This window comes from Blastococcus sp. TF02-09 (assembly GCF_003319105.1).
Lineage (GTDB): Bacteria > Actinomycetota > Actinomycetes > Mycobacteriales > Geodermatophilaceae > Blastococcus.
The window spans coordinates 1-18,359 of sequence record NZ_QOHH01000021.1 but is presented as its reverse complement, the minus strand read 5'-3'; the positions used below and the strand labels follow the sequence as shown (position 1 = coordinate 18,359).

The following is an 18,359-nucleotide window of genomic DNA, read 5'->3' as shown; positions in this document are numbered from 1 at the left end:
TATCAATCAACCAAAGGAATCCCAGCCGCAGATCACGAAGACCCACGACACGGGGTATTACTTGGCACTGACTTTCGGCACGCTGTTGAGTTCTCAAAGAGCGGACGCGCAGAAAACCCACCCCGAAAAGGCTTCGTCCCTGGCCGGATGTCCAACACTACGCCGGTTTCCGGTCGACCCACCAGCAGCGGGCCCCGGTCCGGCGGCCCCTCAGGGCCGCGCGGCGCATGGAGAACCATACACGCCCCTGAGGGGTCTCTGCAGGGGGGTCCCCCGGGGTCCCCCGAGCACCGGATCGAGGCGCGCCAGGCCCGGTCCGGAGGGCCGCCCTGAGGCGGCACGAGGGTGGGACGGACGGGTCCGCGGTCAGGCGACGCCGCGGGGGCGGAACTGGACGCTGACCCGCGGCCCCACCGGCTTCGTCGTCTTGGGGATGCAGTGCTCCCAGGTGCGCTGGCAGGAGCCGCCCATGACGACCAGGTCTCCGTGCCCGAGCGGGAACCGCAGGCTGCTACCGCCCGCGGCGGGGCGCAGCAGCAGCGGACGCGGCGAACCGAAGGAGACGATGGCGACCATGGTGTCGCTCGACCGTCCGCGGCCGATGCGGTCGCCGTGCCAGGCGACGCTGTCCCGGCCGTCGCGGTACAGGCACATGCCGGCGCTCACGAAGGGCTCGCCGAGTTCCGGGCCGTAGTGCTGGTTCAGCGCGGTGCGCGCCCGCGTGAGCAGGGGATGGGGCAACGTCTCGTCGCCGCCGTACCAGCGCAGCAGCCGAGGCACCGCCACCTCGCGCTCGTACATCTGCCGACGGTCCTCCCGCCAACCGATGTCGCCCAGCAGCACCTCGAGCACCTCGTCGGAGCCGGACACCCATCCGGGCAGGTGGTCGACCCAGGCCCCGGCGCTGAGCAGGTGGCGCTGGACGCGGCCGGCGAGCGGCGTCAGCGTGGCCTCCTCGGCCACGTCCCACATGGACGGCTGGTGGGCGAGTGCTATGCCGAGGACGCTACTCCGACTTTTCGCACATGTGTGCGAAAAGCTGTGGACAGCTCAGCCGCCGTACGGATCGACCACCGGGTCCGCGGGCAGTCCGGGGCGAGGAGCCGGTACGTCCGCGCGCACGTCGCGCCACCGGGCCCTGCGGATCGGCGCGCCGGCCTCGGGTGGGGTCAGGCGGGCGAGATCCGCCCAGGACCGGATGAAGGTCCCGTCGATGTACAGGGGCTCCTCGAGCAGGTCGTCGGGCTGTTCCACGTCGGCACTCCCGGGCAGGGGGTGGTCCCGGGCGGCTTCGGGGTGTCGAGAATCCGCCGCCCTGCCTGACCGGGCCAGGGCCGAAAGTCCGGAACCAGCTCAGGCCGTGAGCGCCAGGGCGAACGGCAGGACGGCGTCCGCCCCGGCCCGCCGCAGCTCGCGTCCGGCCACCGTCAAGGTCCAGCGCGAGTCGGCGAGGTCGTCGACGAGCAGCACGGGACCGGACAGCGACGCCAGCCGTTCCCGCAGCTCGGGACCCACCACGATCCGGTCCCAGACGGCGGCCAGCCGGAACGCGCTGTTGCCGCCGGGCTGCCCGGTCGGGCCGCCGTGCGCGAGCGAGAGCTCGCCCAGGTAGTCCAGCCGCCCCATGCGGGCCAGCCCCTGGGCCACGCCGGTGATCAGGCGGGGACGGCGCCGCGAGGGCATGGCCACCACGGCCACCGGTCGCTGCGCCCAGTCCCAGGCCCCCAGCACGCGCGCGCACGCACGCATCAGCTCGTCGTCCGGCGCGACGTCGGAGATGGAGCGCCGCACCGGGACGTCGAAGGCGGCGTCCGGGTCCTCCTCGATGCCGGGGGCCTCCAGGTCCAGCGCCACCACGCCGCCCACGCCGTCGTCACCGAGCAGGGTGCGCAGCCGCTGGCCCCAGCCGAGGTCGGTCAGCCGGGCGACCGCACGACCGGGCTCGAGCTGCTCGCCGGCGGCGATCTTGCCCTTCACCTCGACACCGAGCCGGTCGGCGCCGGTGGGCCACTGCGCCCGCGGCGCCAGCTCCACACCGGGCCGGTCCAGCGCCGCCGATGCGGCGTCCGCGGCCGCCTCGGGCACGTCGGTGGAGTACCAGGGGCCGGCGCAGACGTCGCACCGCCCGCAGGGAGCCGCGGTCGGGTCGTCGAGCGCGGACTGGAGGAAGGCCATGCGGCACTCGGCCTCGTCGACCGGCTTGGCGTAGGCGAGCATCGCCCGCTGCTCGGCCTCCCGCGTGCGGGTGACGCGGGCGTACCGGTCGGCGTCGTACACCCAGGGCTGCCCGGTCGAGCGCCAGCCGCCCTGCACCCGCTCGACGGCGCCGTCGACGGCGAGCACCTTGAGCAGCAGCTCCAGCCGGGAGCGGCGCACGTCGGCGACGGTCTCCAGCCGCGCCACCGACCACGCCTTGCCGTCGGCCATGGCGGTGAGGACGGCGGCGGCGTGGTCCTCCCGCGGCATGGACGAGGTGGCGAACCACTGCCAGATCGCGATGTCCTCCGGGCCCGGCAGCAGCAGCACGTCGGCGTGCTCGACGGCACGGCCCGCGCGGCCCACCTGCTGGTAGTAGCTGACCGGCGACGACGGCGCGCCGAGGTGGACGACGAAACCCAGGTCGGGCTTGTCGAAGCCCATGCCCAGCGCGGAAGTGGCGACCAGCGCCTTCACCCGGTTGGTGCGCAGCGCCTCCTCGGCGTCCTTGCGGTCGGCGTCGTCGAGCCGGCCGGTGTAGGCGCGCACCTCGTGGCCGGCGTCCCGCAGCAGGGCGGCGGTCTCCTCCGCCGCGGCGACGGTGAGCGCGTAGACGATGCCGCTGCCCGGGAGGTCGCCGATGTGGGCGGCCAGCCAGGCGAGGCGGGCGCGGTCCGAGGGCAGCCGGAGCACGCCCAGCCGCAGCGAGTCGCGGGACAGCGGCCCTCGCACGGTGGTGACCTCCACCCCGCCGGCGCCCAGCTGCTCGGCGACGTCCTCGACCACCCGCTCGTTGGCCGTCGCGGTGGTGGCGAGCACCGGCGTCCCGGCCGGGAGGGTGCCCAGCAGGTCGCGGATGCGGCGGTAGTCCGGGCGGAAGTCGTGGCCCCAGTCGGAGACGCAGTGCGCCTCGTCGACCACGACGAGGCCGCAGCGGGCCACCAGGCCGGGCAGCTGCTCCTCGCGGAAGCGCGGGTTGGTGAGCCGCTCGGGCGAGACGAGCAGGACGTCGACGTCGTCGGCGGCCAGGCGGGCGGCGATGTCGTCCCACTCGGTCATGTTGGCGCTGGAGATCTCCACCGCGCGGATGCCGGCACGGGCCGCGGCCGCCACCTGGTCGCGCATGAGCGCCAGCAGCGGCGAGACGAGCAAGGTCGGGCCCTTGCCCCGGCGGCGCAGGAGCGCGGTGGAGACGAAGTAGACCGCCGACTTGCCCCAGCCCGTGCGCTGCACCACGAGCGCCCGCTGCGAGCGCTCGACGAGGGCGGAGACCGCGGCGTCCTGCCCCTCGCGGAACACGGCGTCCGGCCGGCCGGTCAGCTCGCGCAGGACCTCCAGGGCCTCGGCGGCGATCTCGGACGTCGGCGCGGCGGTGGTCATGCCCCGACAGTAGGCATTCCGGGTGACAGACCCGCCGCTGCGCCGAACCTGTGGGTGACGGTGGACAATCCACAGGCGATGGCACATCAGCGACAGCGACCGCCGGACAACCACGTCCACACGCACTGGTCGTGGGACACCGCCGACTCCTCCACGATGCGCCGGGCCTGCAAGAAGGCGGTGCAGCTGGGGCTGCCGGCGATCGCGTTCACCGAGCACCTCGACTTCACCGTCTGGGACCCCGATGACCGGGCGACCGACGAGGGCCTGGTCGACCGGCACGCGTCCCGGCACGCCGAGATCGACGTCGCGGGGTACTTCGCCGAGCTGGCCGAGGTGCGCGAGCGCTTCCCGGAGCTGCGGATCCTCTCGGGCGTGGAGACCGGCGAGCCGCACCTGTTCGGCAGCAGCGTCGCCGCCTACCTGCGCGACGCCCCGGTCGACCGCATCCTCGGCTCCCTGCACTCCCTGGCGCAGGACGGGCGGCTCTACGGCGTCGGCCACCTGCTGTGGCAGGACGAGGACGGCACGATGCGCCGCTACCTCGCCGAGCTGGTCGACATGATCGAGAGCAGCGCCGTCTTCCAGGTGCTCGCGCACGTCGACTTCCCGCGCCGGTACTGGCCCGGGGGCACGCACCGCTTCGTCGAGAAGGACTACGAGGAGGAGTACCGGGCGGTCTTCCGGGCGCTGGCCCGCTCCGGCCGCGCGCTGGAGATCAACACCAGCAGCCCGCTGGCCTCCGCGGACCAGATGCGGTGGTTCCACGAGGAGGGCGGGGAGGCGGTCAGCTTCGGGAGCGACGCCCACACCCCCTCGGCGGTGGGGCAGAAGTTCGATCTCGCCGTCGACGTGGTGGAGGCGGCGGGCTTCCGGCCCGGCCGCGACCGCTTCGACTTCTGGCGCCGCTGAGGCACCCGGCTCAGGACGCGGCGACCTCGTCGAGGGCCGCCCGCAGCTCCGCCCGGCGCACGGGCTTGAGCAGCACGCCCTCCATGCCCGCCGCCAGGCAGGCGTCGCGGTCCTCCTCGGTGGCGGCCGCGGTGAGCGCGAGCAGCCGCGTCCCGGCACGGGGTCCGTCGAGGGCCCGGATGGCCCGCGCGGCGTCCGGCCCCGACATGCGGGGCATCTGCATGTCGAGCAGGACGAGGTCGAAGTGCTCCGCCGCCACCGCGCGCACGCCGTCGTCGCCGTCCTCGACGGTCACCACCTCGGCCCCTTCGGCCCGCAGCAGCGCCTCGGCCACCCGCAGGTTCACGTCGCTGTCGTCGGCGACGAGCACGCGGAGGGGACGCCCCGGCCGCTGCGGTGCGGGGACGGGGCAGGCCACGGGGAGGACCGGCTCCGCGACCGGTGCGGCGGCGGGCGCGTCAGCGGTCGCGGCGGGCAGGTCGACGACGACGGTGAGCAGCGACCCGGCGCCCGGGCGGCTGACCACGTCGATCCGCCCGCCCATGAGCCCCACGATCTGCTGGCTGAGGGCCAGGCCCAGGCCGGTCCCGCCGAAGCGCCGGCCCTGCGCGCCCTGGGTGAAGGGCCGGAACAGCCGCTGGGTCTCGTCGGGCTCCATGCCGGCCCCGGTGTCGGCGACGGAGAGCCGCAGCCGTGCGACCGGGGCGGCGGGGTCGCGGTCGATGCGGACGGCGACGTGCACCCGGCCGCGCTCGGTGAACTTCAGCGCGTTGCCGACCAGGTTCATGACGACCTGCCGCAGCCGCGCCGGGTCGCCGACCAGGACGCCGTCGTCGCTGTCCTTGACCGCCAGGTCCAGGCCCTTGCGGCGGGCCACCGGCAGCAGCGCGGCGACCACCTCCGCGGCGACGTCGGCCGGCCGGAACGGGCGCTCGGCCAGGGTCACCGCGGTGGTCTCGGCCTTGGTCAGGTCCAGCACGTCGTTGAGCAGCACGAGCAGCGACTCCCCCGAGCTGCGGGCCAGGGAGACGAACTCCGCCTGCCGGGGGGCGAGCTGCTCGAGCCCGAGCGCCTCGAGCATGCCCAGGACGCCGTTGAGCGGCGTCCTGATCTCGTGACTGGCCGCGGCGAGGAACGCGGTCTTGGCCCGGGTCGCGGCCAGCGCCTGGTCCCGGGCGGCCTCGAGCTCCCGGGCCAGCCGGCCCTGCTCGAACAGCGCCACGGCCTGGGCGGCGAGGTCCTCCAGCGCAGCGAGCTGGTCGGTGGAGAGCGAGCCGGGCTCCATGTCGAAGACGCAGAGGGTGCCCAGCACCCGCCCGTCAGCGAGGCGCATCGGCGCGGTGGCGAAGAGCCGGACGGAAGCGAGGCGGCCGTCCACCCAGGGGTTGCCGGCGTAGGCGGGCTCCCGGCTGGCGTCGGGGACGTGGCGGAGCCGGGGCTCGCGCATGGCCAGCGCGCACATGGAGTCCGAGAGGTCGGACCGGGCGCCGGTGAAGCCGACCTCGCCCACCTGGTGCTGGAAGCACTCGTCGAGCAGGTTCACCACCGCGTGCGGCACGCCGCAGACGGTCGCGGCCACCCGCGTCACCGCGCGCAGCTGCTCGGCCGGGGCACCCTCGGGGAGCTGGTACTCGCGCAGCAGCGCACTGCTCGGTTCGGACGACACGACGAGGGTCGGTGCACTCACTCCCGCGGAGTCGGCAGCAGCGGCGCTGTTCTTGAGCACGTCGGCCTCAGGCGATGCGGGGGAGCGGGGAGGTGACCGGCGCCGCGAGCGAGGCCAGCACCGACGGTGCAGGCGGCGGCGGCGGAGGTGTCCGGGTGATCGCGGTGTCGGGGAAGACGAAGCGGTAGGTCGTCTCGTTGTCCTGCACGGCGAAGGTCTGCCCCTCGGGTCCGGCGTGGTGCAGCACCAGGCCGTCGACGCGCTCGGCCACCCGCCGCAGGGCCTGGGCGTCGGACACGTCGACGACGCTCCGCCCGGGGGTGAGCCCGGCGACCGGCAGGATGCGCGCGGCGTTGCGGACGGCGAAGGCGTCGGCGGCGTCGCCGGTGTACGAGTGGCTGATCCCGGCGGCGACCGCCGCCACGAGCACGGCACCGAGGAGCACCGTGATCGCGAGGACCCGCGCGACCCCGATCGGCACGTCCACCCCGAGCACGGTGAACGCGCGCGGGACGACCTCCTCGAGGGAGACGGCGACGGACGCCGACGGGGTGTAGGCCGCCTCGTCCGCCGAGGGCCGCAGCGCGACGCCGTCCATGGCGAAGGTGAACGGCGTCGGCTGGGTGGCCGTGAAGGACCGGCCGGAGAGGCTGCCGGTGACCTCGACGACGGGCGTCACCACGATGCTGGCCGACCCGGCGCTGCCACCGATCTCGGCGTCGTGCCGATCGACGAGGGTCGCGGCACGAGCCGGGTCGAGCAGCGCGGACGCAACCGCCGTCCCGTCCTGCACCGGCGCCGCCGGGCTGCTGCCGAGGGGGGCGCTCCAGCCGTCCGCGCTCTGCACCGCGAGGTCGAGCCGCAGGGTGCCGGCGACCTCCTCGAGGTCCTCGGCGCTGACCGTGTGCTCGAAGGACACCGTGACGGCGTCGGCGAGCCGGGTGTAGACGGGGTCGCCGGTCGAAATCTCCCCGGTCGGGTAGGTCGTCCCGACGCGGGCGTCGCCGGCGTAGGTCCACCGCCCCTCCTGGGCGACGTCCTCGGTGCGCGTCCCGGTCTCGGTCGAGGGCAGGGCGAGCAGGGCGGCACCGCCGACGGCGGCGAGGACCGCGACCACGGCGGCACCGATCCCGACCTGGCGGGCCTGGGCGCGCGTGGGCATGGAGAAGGACGCCGGCAGCGAGCGCGGGACGGCGGGGCGACGACGGGCGGAACGGTGGCGGGCGGGACGCCGGGCCGAGTGCCGGCCGCCGGCGCGCTGGCTGCTGCTGAAGACGCCGAGCGCGGCGGCCGCGACGAGCGCCACGAGCCACGGCGAGGTGACGGCGTCGAGGATCTTGCCGCCCTGGGGGACCTGGCGGAACAGCTTGCCCAGCAACTGGTCGGCGGTGGGGCGGTCCCGGTCGAGGAAGTCGTTGTTGTCGCCCTGGATGACGAACCGGTCGCCGTCGACGGCGACGATGCGGTGCATGACGACGGTGTCGAGCGACTCCGAGCGGTAGGCCACCACGTCGCCCACCTCGTAGGAGCCGGTGGGCCGGAGCACGGCCAGGTCACCGGTGGAGAACCCGGGCTCCATGCTCTGGCCGTGGGTGACGACGTACGTGGTCCCGCCACCCAGGGACGTCGGCCAGAACAGCCACAGGCCGACCAGCACCAGCGCGACGGCGGCGCTGGTGCTGGCGATCTTCGTGGCGGCGTTCATGGCCCTGGGCACCCATCCGGGTTCGGGCGGGCGGCCTTCCGGCCGCCCGCCCCGTCCGACACTGCTTAGTTGGAGGTGACGGTCAGACCGGTCTTGTTGAAGGCCGTGAACGCGACGTCGGCGGTCAGGGTGCAGGTGACCAGGTGGTCGGACCCCGACAGCGAGTAGGCGCAGGTGTTGGCGCTGCCCGGCGTGGCCGTGGTGTTGTTCCACAGCGACATGCGGGCGGTCTTGCCCGGGCTGCTGACGTCCTCGCTGACCGTGAAGACCACGCGGCGGAGCAGCGAGGCGTCGGGGGCGGGGACGTAGGCGATGTTGGTGACGCTCACGCCCGTCGCGACGAGCTCGCCGTAACCGGCGACGTTGTTGTCGACGCCGGTGAAGTCGTTGCTCGCCGTGAAGGCGGAGGTGGCGATACCGGCGGCAGCGACCGCGGCGCCGGCGATGAGGACACGCGACAGGCGCATGGGAGGAGTCCGTTCTCTCGGTGGCCCAGGCCCGCCCGGATGCTGATCACCCGTCTGCGATGGCTGCGCCGTCATCCTTGACGGAGCAGCTTTCGGCAGGTCCGCGCCGGTATTGACTCCTGTCCCACAAGAAAACTCGAGTCGCCGAGTCGACCCGGTGGAACGGTCACCACCACCAGGCACCCGGGGCGATGAAAGCGCTGGTCAGAGGGTGGTTCCCGCCCCGCGGCAGGGGTCGGCGGACGAGGCGGGAGGCCCCCGCCGGCCGAGGAAAAGTGCGGTGACCGACGCCGCTCGCCCGCTGGGTCAGCCGGCGAACCAGCTGCTGGCGGGTAGGTCGGGCGGCAGCGGCGGCTCGTGGGGCTGGTCCAGCGGCGGCTGCCAGGGCCACAGCACGGTCGCCGCCTCCCCCGCCCGGCGGATCGCCGTGCCGTCGAGCTCGATCCGCGTCTCCTCCAGCCCGATCCCCGGGCAGCGGACGACGACGAGCAGCGGCCCCTCGGGCGGGAGGGGGCTGAGCCACCAGTCCTGGTCGGCGGACAGCGGCCCACCGCTCCCGCCCGCGGGATGGAAGATCAGGCCCGCGTCGCCGTCGCGACCCGGCAGGTTGCTCGCCCGCCGCCCGTCGGCGAACTGCACGCCGATCTGGAAGCGCGCGCCGTCCCCGCGGTGGCCCCAGAAGAGCTCGTCCAGCCGGTTCCGCTCGGCGGGGTCCTCCGGGCCGGGGGCCCGGGCCGCGAGCTGGAAGGCGACCCCGGTCGTGTAGGCCTGCATGCCGAGCAGTGCGACCGCGATCGCCGGCGTCCGGACGATCAGCCGGTTCGTCGGCAGCGCCGTCGGCAGCTCGTTCTCCGGCCGGTTCATCCGTCGCTCGACGTCGGGGTCCCCGTTCCCGAAGGCAGCGCTCCACATGGAGCGGAGCCTGGCGGGCCGGCGCCCGTCGGGCAAGGAGGAATCAGCGGGAGTAGTGCTCCACGACCAGCTGCTCCTCGCAGATCACCGGGACCTCGTCCCGGGTCGGCGTCCGCTCGTACCGGGCGACCAGGTCGGCCAGCGAGACGGCGAGGTACGCCGGGGGCTCGGCGTGCGCACCGGACGCGGCGACGACGAACGGCTCCTTGGTGCGCGACTTCTCGGCGATCTGGACGAAGTCGCCGGGCTGCAGCCGGTAGGAGGGGCGGTCGACGCGCCTGCCGTTGACCAGCACGTGCTGGTGGGTGACGAACTGGCGGGCCTGGTAGATGGTCCGGGCGAAGCCGGCCCGCAGCACGGTGGCGTCCAGCCGGGACTCGAGGTCCTGGATGAGGGCCTCGCCGGTCTTGCCGCCCGAGCGCCGCGCCCGGTCGAACGCAGCCCGCAGCTGGGTCTCGCTGATGTCGTACTGCGCCCGCAGCCGCTGCTTCTCCTTGAGCCGGGTGGAGTAGTCGCTGTCCTTGCGGCGCTTGCGGCCGTGCTCGCCCGGCGGGTAGGGCCGGCGCTCGAAGTAGGCGACCGCCTTGGGCGTGAGCGCGATGCCCAGTGCGCGGCTGATCCGGACCTTGGGTCGGGGGGTGTTCACGGGGACCTCCAGATTTGGTTAGGCTCACCTTACTAGTTCCGACGGCGAGTTCCGAGGTGATCCCCATGACCACTGGTCGCAGTCCGGGCCGGCTGCGTGCCGGCACACCGGCCCCGGTCACCGCTCCCGCGGCCGCCGGCGGTCAGCCCTCGCCGGCCGAGCGGGCGCGCACCGTGGCCGCCCGTCCGTCGGCCGCGCTGCACGTGCTGGGCGCGGGGACGACGGCTGCGCTGGCCGCGGCGACGACCGCGGACGGGCGCACGCTCGTCGTCGTCCCCACCGCCGGGCCGCTCCTGAACGCCCTCGCCGGCTCCCCGGTCGGCGACCTCCCGGCCCGGCTGACGTTCACCGACCGCGCGCCGTCGCGGCTGCGGCAGCCGGTCCGCGCACTGGTGGAGCTCGCCGGGTGGCTGTCGCCGGTGCCCGCCAGCGACGTGCCGGACGCCGTGGTCGCCTTCGCCGACGCCTCCCCGTGCGAGGCGCTCTTCGACGTGGGGCTGACCGCCGCCCTGCTCCGGCTCGACGTCGCCGAGGTCGTCCTGCACGAGTCGCATGCGGTCGAGCACGTCGAGCCCGAGGACTTCGTGGCCGCCGCGGCCGATCCGGTCACCGCCGCCGAGGCCGACCTGCTGGCCACCGAGAGCGAGGCGCTAGCCCGGCTGCACGTCCGGGTGCAGGCCTGGGCCGGGCGGCGGGACGAGGTCCGCCTCCTCGGGCTGGACCGCTTCGGCGTCCGCTACCGGGTGGAGTCGCCGCGTGGTGGCTACGACGTGCGGGTCGCCTTCCCCGAGCCGCTGACCCAGATCGAGGCGTTCACCGACGCGGTGGGAAACCTGCTGGGCTGCGCCCTCGACTGAGCGCCGCCCGCCTCCGAGCGGCACCGGCCGCGGGTGCGACGATGCGCCTCGCCCGCCGGCCGCGAGCGGGCGGGCTGGTCGAGGAGGCACCGATGGCGTTCGGGTGGAAGCTGTACGGCGACGGGAAGACCCTGCCGCTGGGCGAGGCGGTGGCCCCCGACGAGCGGCTGAGCTGGCCGCGGACGGTCGGCATCGGCGCCCAGCACGTCGTCGCCATGTTCGGGGCGACGTTCGTCTTCCCGCTGCTCATGGGCCTGGACCCGAACCTCGCCATCATGATGAGCGGGGTCGCGACGATCCTGTTCCTGCTGATCGTGCAGGGGAAGGTGCCCAGCTACCTGGGCAGCTCCGCCTCGTTCGTCGGCGGCGTCGTGGCGGTGCGCGCCGCGGGGGGCTCGGACGCCGACGTCCTCGGGGCGCTGCTGGTGTCCGGCGTCGTCCTGGCGCTGGCCGGCCTGGTCATCCACCTCGTCGGCGTCCGGGTGGTCAACCGGGTGCTGCCCCCGGCGGTGACCGGCGCCGTGGTCATGCTCATCGGCTTCAACCTGGCGCCGGTGGCGACGGCGACCTACTGGCAGCAGGACCAGTGGGTGGCGCTGGCGACCATGGCGTTCGTCGTCGTCGCCTCGCTGCTGCTGCGCGGCTTCCTGGCCCGCATCTCGATCCTGCTGGGCCTGGTCTTCGGCTACCTGCTGTCGATCCTGCTGGACGCCACCGCGGGCCCGCACACCTCCGCGCTGCCGGGCCAGAACCTGCGGGACGCCGCCGGCGAGGTCTGCGCCCCCGAGGGCCCGTACTGCGTGGCGACGCCGTTCGCCCACGACCGCGTGAACTTCGACGCCGTCGGCGACGCGCCCTGGTTCGGGCTGCCGGATCTCACCGCCCCGTCGTTCTCGGTGAACTTCGCGCTGCTCGTGCTGCCCGCGGTGATCGCCCTGGTCGCGGAGAACGCCGGCCACGTGAAGGCGGTGGCCGAGATGACCCGGCGCGACCTGGACCCGATGATCGGCCGCGCGGTGCTGGCCGACGGCGTCACGACCGTGCTGGCGACGTCGGTCGGCGGCTCCCCCACCACCACGTACGCGGAGAACATCGGCGTCATGGCCGCGACGCGGGTCTACTCGACGGCCGCTTACTACGTCGCCGCGGTGGTCGCGATCGGCCTGGGCCTGGTGCCCAAGTTCGGCGCCCTGATCAACGCGATCCCCGGCGGGGTGCTCGGCGGCATCACCGTCGTCCTCTACGGGATGATCGGCCTGCTGGGCGCCAAGATCTGGAAGGAGAACCGGGTCGACTTCGGCAACCCGGTCAACCTCGTGCCGCTGGCGGCGGGCATCGTCATCGCCGTCGGCAACTCGGGCAACGACGCGCCCCTGCTGCAGATCACCGACGACTTCTCCCTGGGCGGCATCGCGCTGGGCACCATCGTCGCGGTGGTGGGCTGGCACGTGGCGCGGGCGCTGGCACCGGCCGAGATGAGGGCCTCGCTCACCCGGGAGGGCCCGCACCCCGCCGTCGGCTCGACGTTCGGGCACGTGCACGGGGCGGAGGACGCGGACCGCGGGGCCTCCTGATCATCGGTTGTGCGCGGCGATCCCGCGCGCGTTTTCGGTGCGTCTCGGAACCCGGCCTGCCGATATCCGTTCACGGTGATCCGGAGTTCCGGTCGCCGTCCGACGAGCGAGCCGAGAGAGTCCGATGAACCGACGTACGCGCGGGGTCACCCCCGGGACCGCACCCCTGTCCGTTCCCCGCGACGTGGAGGCGGTCGAGGCCGTCATCGACGCCCTGGACGCGGGCGTGTCCGACGGCGCGGAGGCGCACCGGATCATCGCCGCCACGCTGACGAAGGAACTGGGCCTCGACTACGGCGCCGCCTGGATGGTCGACGCCGACGGCGGCTTCTCGCTCGCGGGCGAGAGCGGCGGCTACGCGGACACCATGCGCGCCGCGCGGATCGAGCGGCTCCTCCCGTCGGAGGGCATGGCCGGCCAGGCGATCCGGACGCAGGACGTCGTCCTGGCGAACGAGACCACGGACGCGGCGTTCTGCGGCCGGTGGCGGACCGCGCAGACCGCCGGCGCCACCCGCGGCTGCGTCCTGCCGATCCTCGACGAGCGGGGCACGGTGGCCGCCCTCTACGAGTTCTACAACGCCGGTGAGCTGCCCTTCCTCGGCGGCCGGGCGTCGAAGTGGCGCGCGCTGCGCGGCGTCCTCGTGCACGCCCACCGGGCGGCCGTGGCCCGGGCGGAGCTGAGGGAGACCCTGGACGACCGCGAGGCCGTGACCACCGTCGTCACCACCCTGGGCTCGGCCTCGACCCAGGAGGAGGCCCTGCGCGTGGCCCTGGACACGGTGCGCAGCGCGTTCGGCTGGGCCTACGGCTCGTACTGGGCGCTGGACGAGTCGGCCCGGGTGCTGAAGTTCCAGCAGGAGTCGGGCTCGGCGGGCGAGGAGTTCCGCGCCGTGACCCTCAAGGCCAGCTTCGCCGAGGGCGTGGGGCTGTCCGGCCGCGCCTGGCGGGCCCGGGAGATGGTGTTCGTGCCGGACATCGGCCAGGTGACCGACTGCGTGCGCGCTCCTGCGGCGCAGCGCGCCGGGGTGAAGTCCGGCGTCTGCTTCCCGCTGCTGGTGGGCGGGAAGGTGATCGGCACGATGGACTTCTTCGTGACCGAGACGATCGAGCTGTCGGACTCGCGCGCGGCGTCGCTGCGCAACGTGCAGCAGCTGGTGTGCCAGCGGCTGGACGTGCTGCGCCGCAACGAGGAGAGCGCGGACAACGCCCGCGAGCTGCTGGGCACGATCGCCCGGCTGCGCGAGGCGGCCAACGAGGCCGGCCGGGTCGCGGAGAACGCCGTGGCGCAGGCCTCGACCATGACCGGGGACGTCGTCGCGCTGGACGAGGCGTCGGCCGCCGTCGGCGAGGTCATCCGGATCATCTCGGGCATCGCCGACCAGACCAACCTGCTGGCGCTCAACGCCACCATCGAGGCGGCGCGCGCAGGCGAGGTGGGCAAGGGCTTCGCGGTCGTGGCCAGCGAGGTCAAGGACCTGGCGCGGGAGACGGCGAAGGCGACGCAGCGGGTGGCCGACCAGATCGCCGGCATCCAGAGCAGCAGCAAGGCCGTCGGCGAGGGCATCCGCACCACCGGCGAGATCATCGGCCGCCTCGACGAGGTGCAGACCCGCATCGGCGAGGTGCTCGGCGATCAGGAGCGCATGGCCGCGCTCATCGAGGCCGCCGGCTGATCAGCCGCTGATCCTCACGGGCCCGCCTGCACCTGCAGGCGGGCCCGTCGTCGTCCGGGGCTCAGCGTGGAGGGTCGCCACCGTCAGCGTCCTCCGGGGAGACGGACGCGTCTGCGGGCGGCCAGCAGGAGCGGAGGTGCCAGGAGTTCGACGACGGTGAGCGCCTGGAAGAGCGGGTGCGGCCGGCCGCTGGCCCGCATGGCGGCGATCCGGGCGAGTCCACCGGCGAAGGTGGTGCCGGCCAGCACCCGGACCCGGCCCTCGTCCAGCATCGGATCACGCGCCAACGACCACGCTGCGGGCCCCTGGGCGGCCCACCACACGGCGTAGAACCGCAGCACGCTGTCGGTGCTCGCCGTCGTGGGTCCTCCGCCCGGGATGGCGGAGGAACCCCGTACCGCGACGGAGGCGCCCGTTCCGAGGGACACCGCACCGACCGCGAGCAGCAGCCCCCGGATCGCCGTGGCGGTGGCCTCCGGCGACATGGACGTGAGCGTTCGGCGCGACATCGTCGGAGTCTCGCAGCAGAGGGCGGCGCCCGGCCGGCATCCGACGCGGACGTGTTCGGCGCATCATGGGTGCCTGACCTCGAGGAGGCACCGGCGATGGCAGAACCGACGCCCCGGATGCGAGCCGGCGACGAGGACCGTCAGCGCGTCGTCGAGCAGCTCGGCACGCACTTCGCCGCGGGCCGACTCACGATCGACGAGTTCGACGATCGGGTCGTCCGGGCGCAGGCCGCCGTCCACCTCGACGAGCTCCCCGCGCTGACCGCTGACCTGCCCGGCGATCCGTCGCCGCAGCAGCGCACCCGTCCGGAGAGGTCGGCGACGCGGATACCTCCGGTGCTGGTCCTCCTCGTCGTGCTGCTGCTCGCCTGGTCGGTGGCGGCGACCGTGATCTACCGCGTCCCGCCCCTGTTCGGCCTCTTCCTGCTGTTCGTGTTCATCCGGCACATGCGGTGGAGCTGGCGCTGGTGACGCAGCTCAGGTCGCGCGCCGGCTCTCGGCCCGCGCCTCCTCGTAGGGCGCGTCCCCGCCGGCCCGGAGGAACAGCACGATGCTCGCCGCCAGCAGCCACACCACCATGAGGATGAATCCGGCGAAGCCGACGATGCCGATGAAGCTGTCCTCCTCGACCGAGTCCTCGAACACCCCGGTGATGCCGACGACGAGGACCAGCGCGGTGAGGGCGGCCAGCCAGCCGAGCCAGGCCGGGAGCGCCCGCGTGCTGACGATCGCCGCGCCGACACCCAGGAACAGCGCGGCCCCGGCAGGGAAGATCGCCGCGCCGACCGAGTTGTCCAGCGCGGAGAGGGTCTGGACCGAGCTGGGCTCGAGGTCGTCGGCGTTCTGCACGAGGGTCAGGTAGAGGCCCTCGGACACCAGGATCACCGCCATGAACGCCCCGGCGGCCAGCGCGAACAGGTCCGTCAGGAGGCCCGCCGGCCCCTCCCACCGGCGCAGCCGGCTCCACAGCCCGGCCAGCAGGACGAAGACCGCGATGTCGGCGAGGAACCCGAGCAGCAGGGACCACTGGTGCCCGGTGCGGTCGGCGAGCAGGTCCGCGACGATCTGGTCGGGTGGATCACTCGCCATCGGCGTCGACGGCGTGAAGAAGCTGGCGACGAGCAGAGCGGTGAACACGAAACCGGCGACGCCGGCGATGCGGTCCCACTCGCGCGCCCTGCCGTGGTCGTCGCCCCCGCGCGTCATCCCGCCGCTGCGCCCACTGCGTTCCGCTCCGGCCCTGGCCTCCATGACGCCACGTCCTTCCGAACCGCGGACCAGCCGCCCGCCGGCATGGTCCGGCAGACCCAGTGTGAACCCGCCGGAGGGCCTTCGACAGGGGTCCGTGCACGCGGTGGACCAGCCCGTGCAGCAACCTCTTGTCCCCTGCTCGCGGGTGGGTCGACCATCTCCGCCATCCGGGGAACGGGGGCGGGGTCATGGCCATGGGACGAGCTCGATCCGGCATCGGCGATCGCATCGACAACGGGTTCGATCAGCAGGGCGACGAGCACGAACTCGCCGTCCTGACCTGGCGCTACCTGCGGGTCGGACTCATCGCGCTGGCCATCGGGCTCGCCGTGTCCGTGCTCCGGGAGGCGTGGCGGGCCGACTGCGTCCAGACGTCGATCAGCGCCTACTACTACACCCCGGCACAAGGCGTCGTGGTCGGCGTCCTGGTTGCGATCGGCGCCTGCCTGATCTGTCTGCGCGGGGCGAGCGACGGCGAGGACGTGCTGCTGAACGTCGCCGGCATCTGTGCGCCGTTCGTCGCGCTCGTGCCCACGCCCAACGAGAACCGGGATTGCGGCAAGGTTCTCGTCGCGGACAGCGACCGCTTGCTGTACGTCGGCAACACCGTCACGGGTCTCCTCGTGGTGGCCTGGTTCTCGCTGGCGTTCCTGGCGGTCCTCACGGTCAGCCGCTGGATGCGCAAGGTCCCGATCGGCCCGTCACTCATCGACCTGTGCGGCTACGCGGGCGTCGTCGTCGCCCTCGCCGTCACGAACGTGGTGTTCGTCGCGGAGCGTCAGTTCTTCCTGCGCAACGCGCACCACGTCGCGGCGATCTCGCTCTTCGTCTTCGTGTTCTTCAACGTGTGCCTGAACGCGGCGCAGCGGTATCGAGCGAAGATGCGCGCGGATGATGGTCGGGCACGGATTTTCAACTGGTACACCTGGATCGCGCTCGCCATGCTCGTCGACGTCGGGGTGCACATCGTCCTGGCGGTCCAGGACTGGTCCCACTGGGTCCTCACCATCGAGGCCAGCCTCATCACGCTGTTCGTCGGCTTCTGGATCGTGCAGTCGGCCGAGCGGTGGGACAACGGCGTGAGCCCGGTTCCGATCAGGACGGACGAGACGCCCACTAGCGGCGGAGGGGCGGGCGTCGCCGACGGTGACGTGCGGGCCGCGGATGCCTCCGCCCTCAGCGGCTCGGGAGCGACCGCCGGCCGCCCGTAGCGGCGGCGAGAACGCGCTGAGCGCCCTCTCCGGTGCGGGGAGAGGGCGCTCAGCGGGCGGTGATCACGCGGGCGTCAACCCACCTGCTCCAGCGTGGGGTAGTCGGTGTAGCCCTCGGCACCGGACGCGTAGAACAGGTGCGGCTGCGGCTCGTTCTCCGGGTGCTCGCCGGCCCAGCGCTCGACCAGGTCGGGGTTGGCGATGACCGGGCGGCCGACGGCCACTGCCTCGGCGTGCGCGTCCTCGATGAGGCTGACCGCCTCGGCGCGCGTGGTCACCGACGCGAAGCCGCTGTTGGCGACCAGCGGGCCATCGAAGCGGCGGCGCAGCTCCTGCACCAGCTCGCCGCCGGGCTCGGCGTGCAGCACCGACAGGTAGGCCAGCCCCAGCGGGCGCAGCTGATCCAGCAGCGCACCGTAGGTGAGCAGGACGTCGGCCTCGTCGGTCTCGAACACGTCCTGGATGTTGTGCATCGGGGAGATGCGCAGGCCGACGCGGCCGGCTCCGATGGCCTCGGCCACCGCCGTCGCCACCTCGACGAGGAAGCGGGCCCGGTTCTCGGGCGAGCCGCCGTAGGCGTCGGTGCGCTCGTTGGACGCCGGCGACAGGAACTCGTGCAGCAGGTAGCCGTTGGCCCCGTGCAGCTCCACGCCGTCCAGCCCGGCGGCGATCGCGTTCCGCGCCGCCTGCACGTACTCGTCCCGGACGCGGGCCAGCTCCTCGGTGGTGAGCGCGTGCGGCACCGGGTAGGGCTTCTTCCCCGCCGGCGTCCGGACCTGGCCCTCGATCGCCACGGCCGAGGGCGCCTCGATGTCGCGTCCGCCGTTCACGTCCGGGTGGGAGACCCGGCCGGCGTGCATCAGCTGCATGACGATCCGCCCGCCGCGCTCGTGGACGGCGGCGGCGACCTTGGACCAGCCGTCGACCTGCTCGTCGGTGACGATGCCGGGCTGCCCGGGGTAGCCCTGGCCCTGCGGGTTCGGCCAGACGCCCTCGGTGATGATCATCCCGATGCTCGCGCGCTGGCGGTAGTACTCGACGACGAGGTCGCCCGGCACGCCGCTGTCCCCGGAACGCAACCGGGTGAGGGGCGCCATGACGACGCGGTTGGCCAGCTGGATGTCGCCCAGGGCGACCGGAGAGAACAGATCCACGCCGGGTCGAAGCCGGCCGGACGCGGGCCGCATCCCGGCCTGCGACCCAGGTCACGTCCGACCGTCCTCCCTCACCGCCGCGCTTCCTCCCTCACGGCCGGCGGTGAGGGAGGAGGCGCTGGGATCAGGTGACCCGGCTTCAAGGGGTCGTTGCAACGCCCTGACTGACCTGGAGGTCGGGCGATGACGGCGACGGTGGAGCTGCAGCATCTGCGGCGGGCGTTCTGGCGGGGCGTGCGCGAGG

The 18,359-nt window shown here is 73.7% G+C and carries 17 protein-coding genes; 6 read left to right on the top strand and 11 right to left on the bottom strand.

The window, feature by feature from the left end; all coding sequences use genetic code 11:
• Positions 1-366: 366 nt before the first annotated feature.
• The 3 genes from DQ239_RS19855 to DQ239_RS19845 all read right to left on the bottom strand — a co-directional run bounded on the left by DQ239_RS19855 (position 367) and on the right by DQ239_RS19845 (position 3,576).
• Complete coding sequence (locus tag DQ239_RS19855; protein ID WP_233489517.1) at positions 367-972, bottom strand: alpha-ketoglutarate-dependent dioxygenase AlkB; 606 nt, start codon at positions 970-972, stop codon at positions 367-369.
• Between the two features lie 78 nt (positions 973-1,050).
• Positions 1,051-1,254 (bottom strand): hypothetical protein, encoded by a 204-nt coding sequence (locus DQ239_RS19850; protein WP_113836147.1) that lies wholly within the window; start codon positions 1,252-1,254, stop codon positions 1,051-1,053.
• Positions 1,255-1,353: 99 nt separating this feature from the next.
• On the bottom strand, positions 1,354-3,576 hold the full coding sequence (locus DQ239_RS19845; RefSeq protein WP_113836146.1) for a DEAD/DEAH box helicase: 2,223 nt from the start codon (positions 3,574-3,576) through the stop codon (positions 1,354-1,356).
• 78 nt (positions 3,577-3,654) lie between these two features.
• Here DQ239_RS19845 and DQ239_RS19840 point away from each other — a divergent pair, with 78 nt between their 5' ends.
• Positions 3,655-4,488 carry a histidinol-phosphatase HisJ family protein gene (locus DQ239_RS19840; RefSeq protein WP_113836145.1) on the top strand — a complete coding sequence of 278 codons (834 nt, stop codon included), beginning with the start codon at positions 3,655-3,657 and terminating at the stop codon, positions 4,486-4,488.
• A 10-nt stretch (positions 4,489-4,498) separates the two neighbouring features.
• Here DQ239_RS19840 and DQ239_RS19835 read toward each other — a convergent pair whose 3' ends face one another.
• From DQ239_RS19835 to rpsD, 5 genes are all read right to left on the bottom strand, one after another.
• Entirely contained in the window at positions 4,499-6,175 is a 1,677-nt protein-coding gene (locus tag DQ239_RS19835) for a GAF domain-containing hybrid sensor histidine kinase/response regulator (protein WP_158544910.1), read from the bottom strand.
• Between the two features lie 46 nt (positions 6,176-6,221).
• Positions 6,222-7,859, bottom strand: a complete 1,638-nt coding sequence (locus DQ239_RS19830) for a signal peptidase I (protein WP_113836143.1) — start codon at positions 7,857-7,859, stop codon at positions 6,222-6,224.
• Between the two features lie 65 nt (positions 7,860-7,924).
• Entirely contained in the window at positions 7,925-8,326 is a 402-nt protein-coding gene (locus tag DQ239_RS19825; RefSeq protein ID WP_113836142.1) for a hypothetical protein, read from the bottom strand.
• Between the two features lie 306 nt (positions 8,327-8,632).
• Positions 8,633-9,238 (bottom strand): hypothetical protein, encoded by a 606-nt coding sequence (locus tag DQ239_RS19820; protein WP_147252185.1) that lies wholly within the window; start codon positions 9,236-9,238, stop codon positions 8,633-8,635.
• 43 nt (positions 9,239-9,281) lie between these two features.
• Complete coding sequence (rpsD, locus tag DQ239_RS19815) at positions 9,282-9,884, bottom strand: 30S ribosomal protein S4 (RefSeq protein WP_113836140.1); 603 nt, start codon at positions 9,882-9,884, stop codon at positions 9,282-9,284.
• Between the two features lie 65 nt (positions 9,885-9,949).
• Here rpsD and DQ239_RS19810 point away from each other — a divergent pair, with 65 nt between their 5' ends.
• The 3 genes from DQ239_RS19810 (at position 9,950) to DQ239_RS21330 (ending at position 13,990) form a co-directional block, all read left to right on the top strand.
• Positions 9,950-10,741: a DUF2470 domain-containing protein gene (locus DQ239_RS19810; RefSeq protein WP_233489516.1), complete on the top strand. Its 792-nt coding sequence runs from the start codon at positions 9,950-9,952 to the stop codon at positions 10,739-10,741.
• A gap of 92 nt (positions 10,742-10,833) precedes the next feature.
• Positions 10,834-12,315 carry a solute carrier family 23 protein gene (locus tag DQ239_RS19805; protein ID WP_113836149.1) on the top strand — a complete coding sequence of 494 codons (1,482 nt, stop codon included), beginning with the start codon at positions 10,834-10,836 and terminating at the stop codon, positions 12,313-12,315.
• A gap of 124 nt (positions 12,316-12,439) precedes the next feature.
• A complete protein-coding gene (locus DQ239_RS21330; RefSeq protein ID WP_113836139.1) occupies positions 12,440-13,990 on the top strand; it encodes a methyl-accepting chemotaxis protein in 1,551 nt (516 codons plus the stop codon).
• Positions 13,991-14,073: 83 nt separating this feature from the next.
• On the opposite strand, the gene DQ239_RS19795 is transcribed toward DQ239_RS21330, so the two are convergent.
• Entirely contained in the window at positions 14,074-14,499 is a 426-nt protein-coding gene (locus DQ239_RS19795) for a DUF4345 domain-containing protein (protein ID WP_113836138.1), read from the bottom strand.
• 96 nt (positions 14,500-14,595) lie between these two features.
• Between DQ239_RS19795 and DQ239_RS19790 the strand changes: the two genes are divergently transcribed.
• Positions 14,596-14,970, top strand: a complete 375-nt coding sequence (locus DQ239_RS19790; protein ID WP_233489515.1) for a DUF1707 domain-containing protein — start codon at positions 14,596-14,598, stop codon at positions 14,968-14,970.
• Between the two features lie 6 nt (positions 14,971-14,976).
• On the opposite strand, the gene DQ239_RS19785 is transcribed toward DQ239_RS19790, so the two are convergent.
• Positions 14,977-15,750 (bottom strand): DUF4386 family protein, encoded by a 774-nt coding sequence (locus tag DQ239_RS19785; RefSeq protein WP_113836136.1) that lies wholly within the window; start codon positions 15,748-15,750, stop codon positions 14,977-14,979.
• Between the two features lie 188 nt (positions 15,751-15,938).
• Here DQ239_RS19785 and DQ239_RS19780 point away from each other — a divergent pair, with 188 nt between their 5' ends.
• A complete protein-coding gene (locus DQ239_RS19780; protein ID WP_113836135.1) occupies positions 15,939-16,961 on the top strand; it encodes a hypothetical protein in 1,023 nt (340 codons plus the stop codon).
• Between the two features lie 74 nt (positions 16,962-17,035).
• Here DQ239_RS19780 and DQ239_RS19775 read toward each other — a convergent pair whose 3' ends face one another.
• Positions 17,036-18,115 (bottom strand): alkene reductase, encoded by a 1,080-nt coding sequence (locus DQ239_RS19775; RefSeq protein WP_113836134.1) that lies wholly within the window; start codon positions 18,113-18,115, stop codon positions 17,036-17,038.
• Between the last annotated feature and the right edge of the window lie 244 nt (positions 18,116-18,359).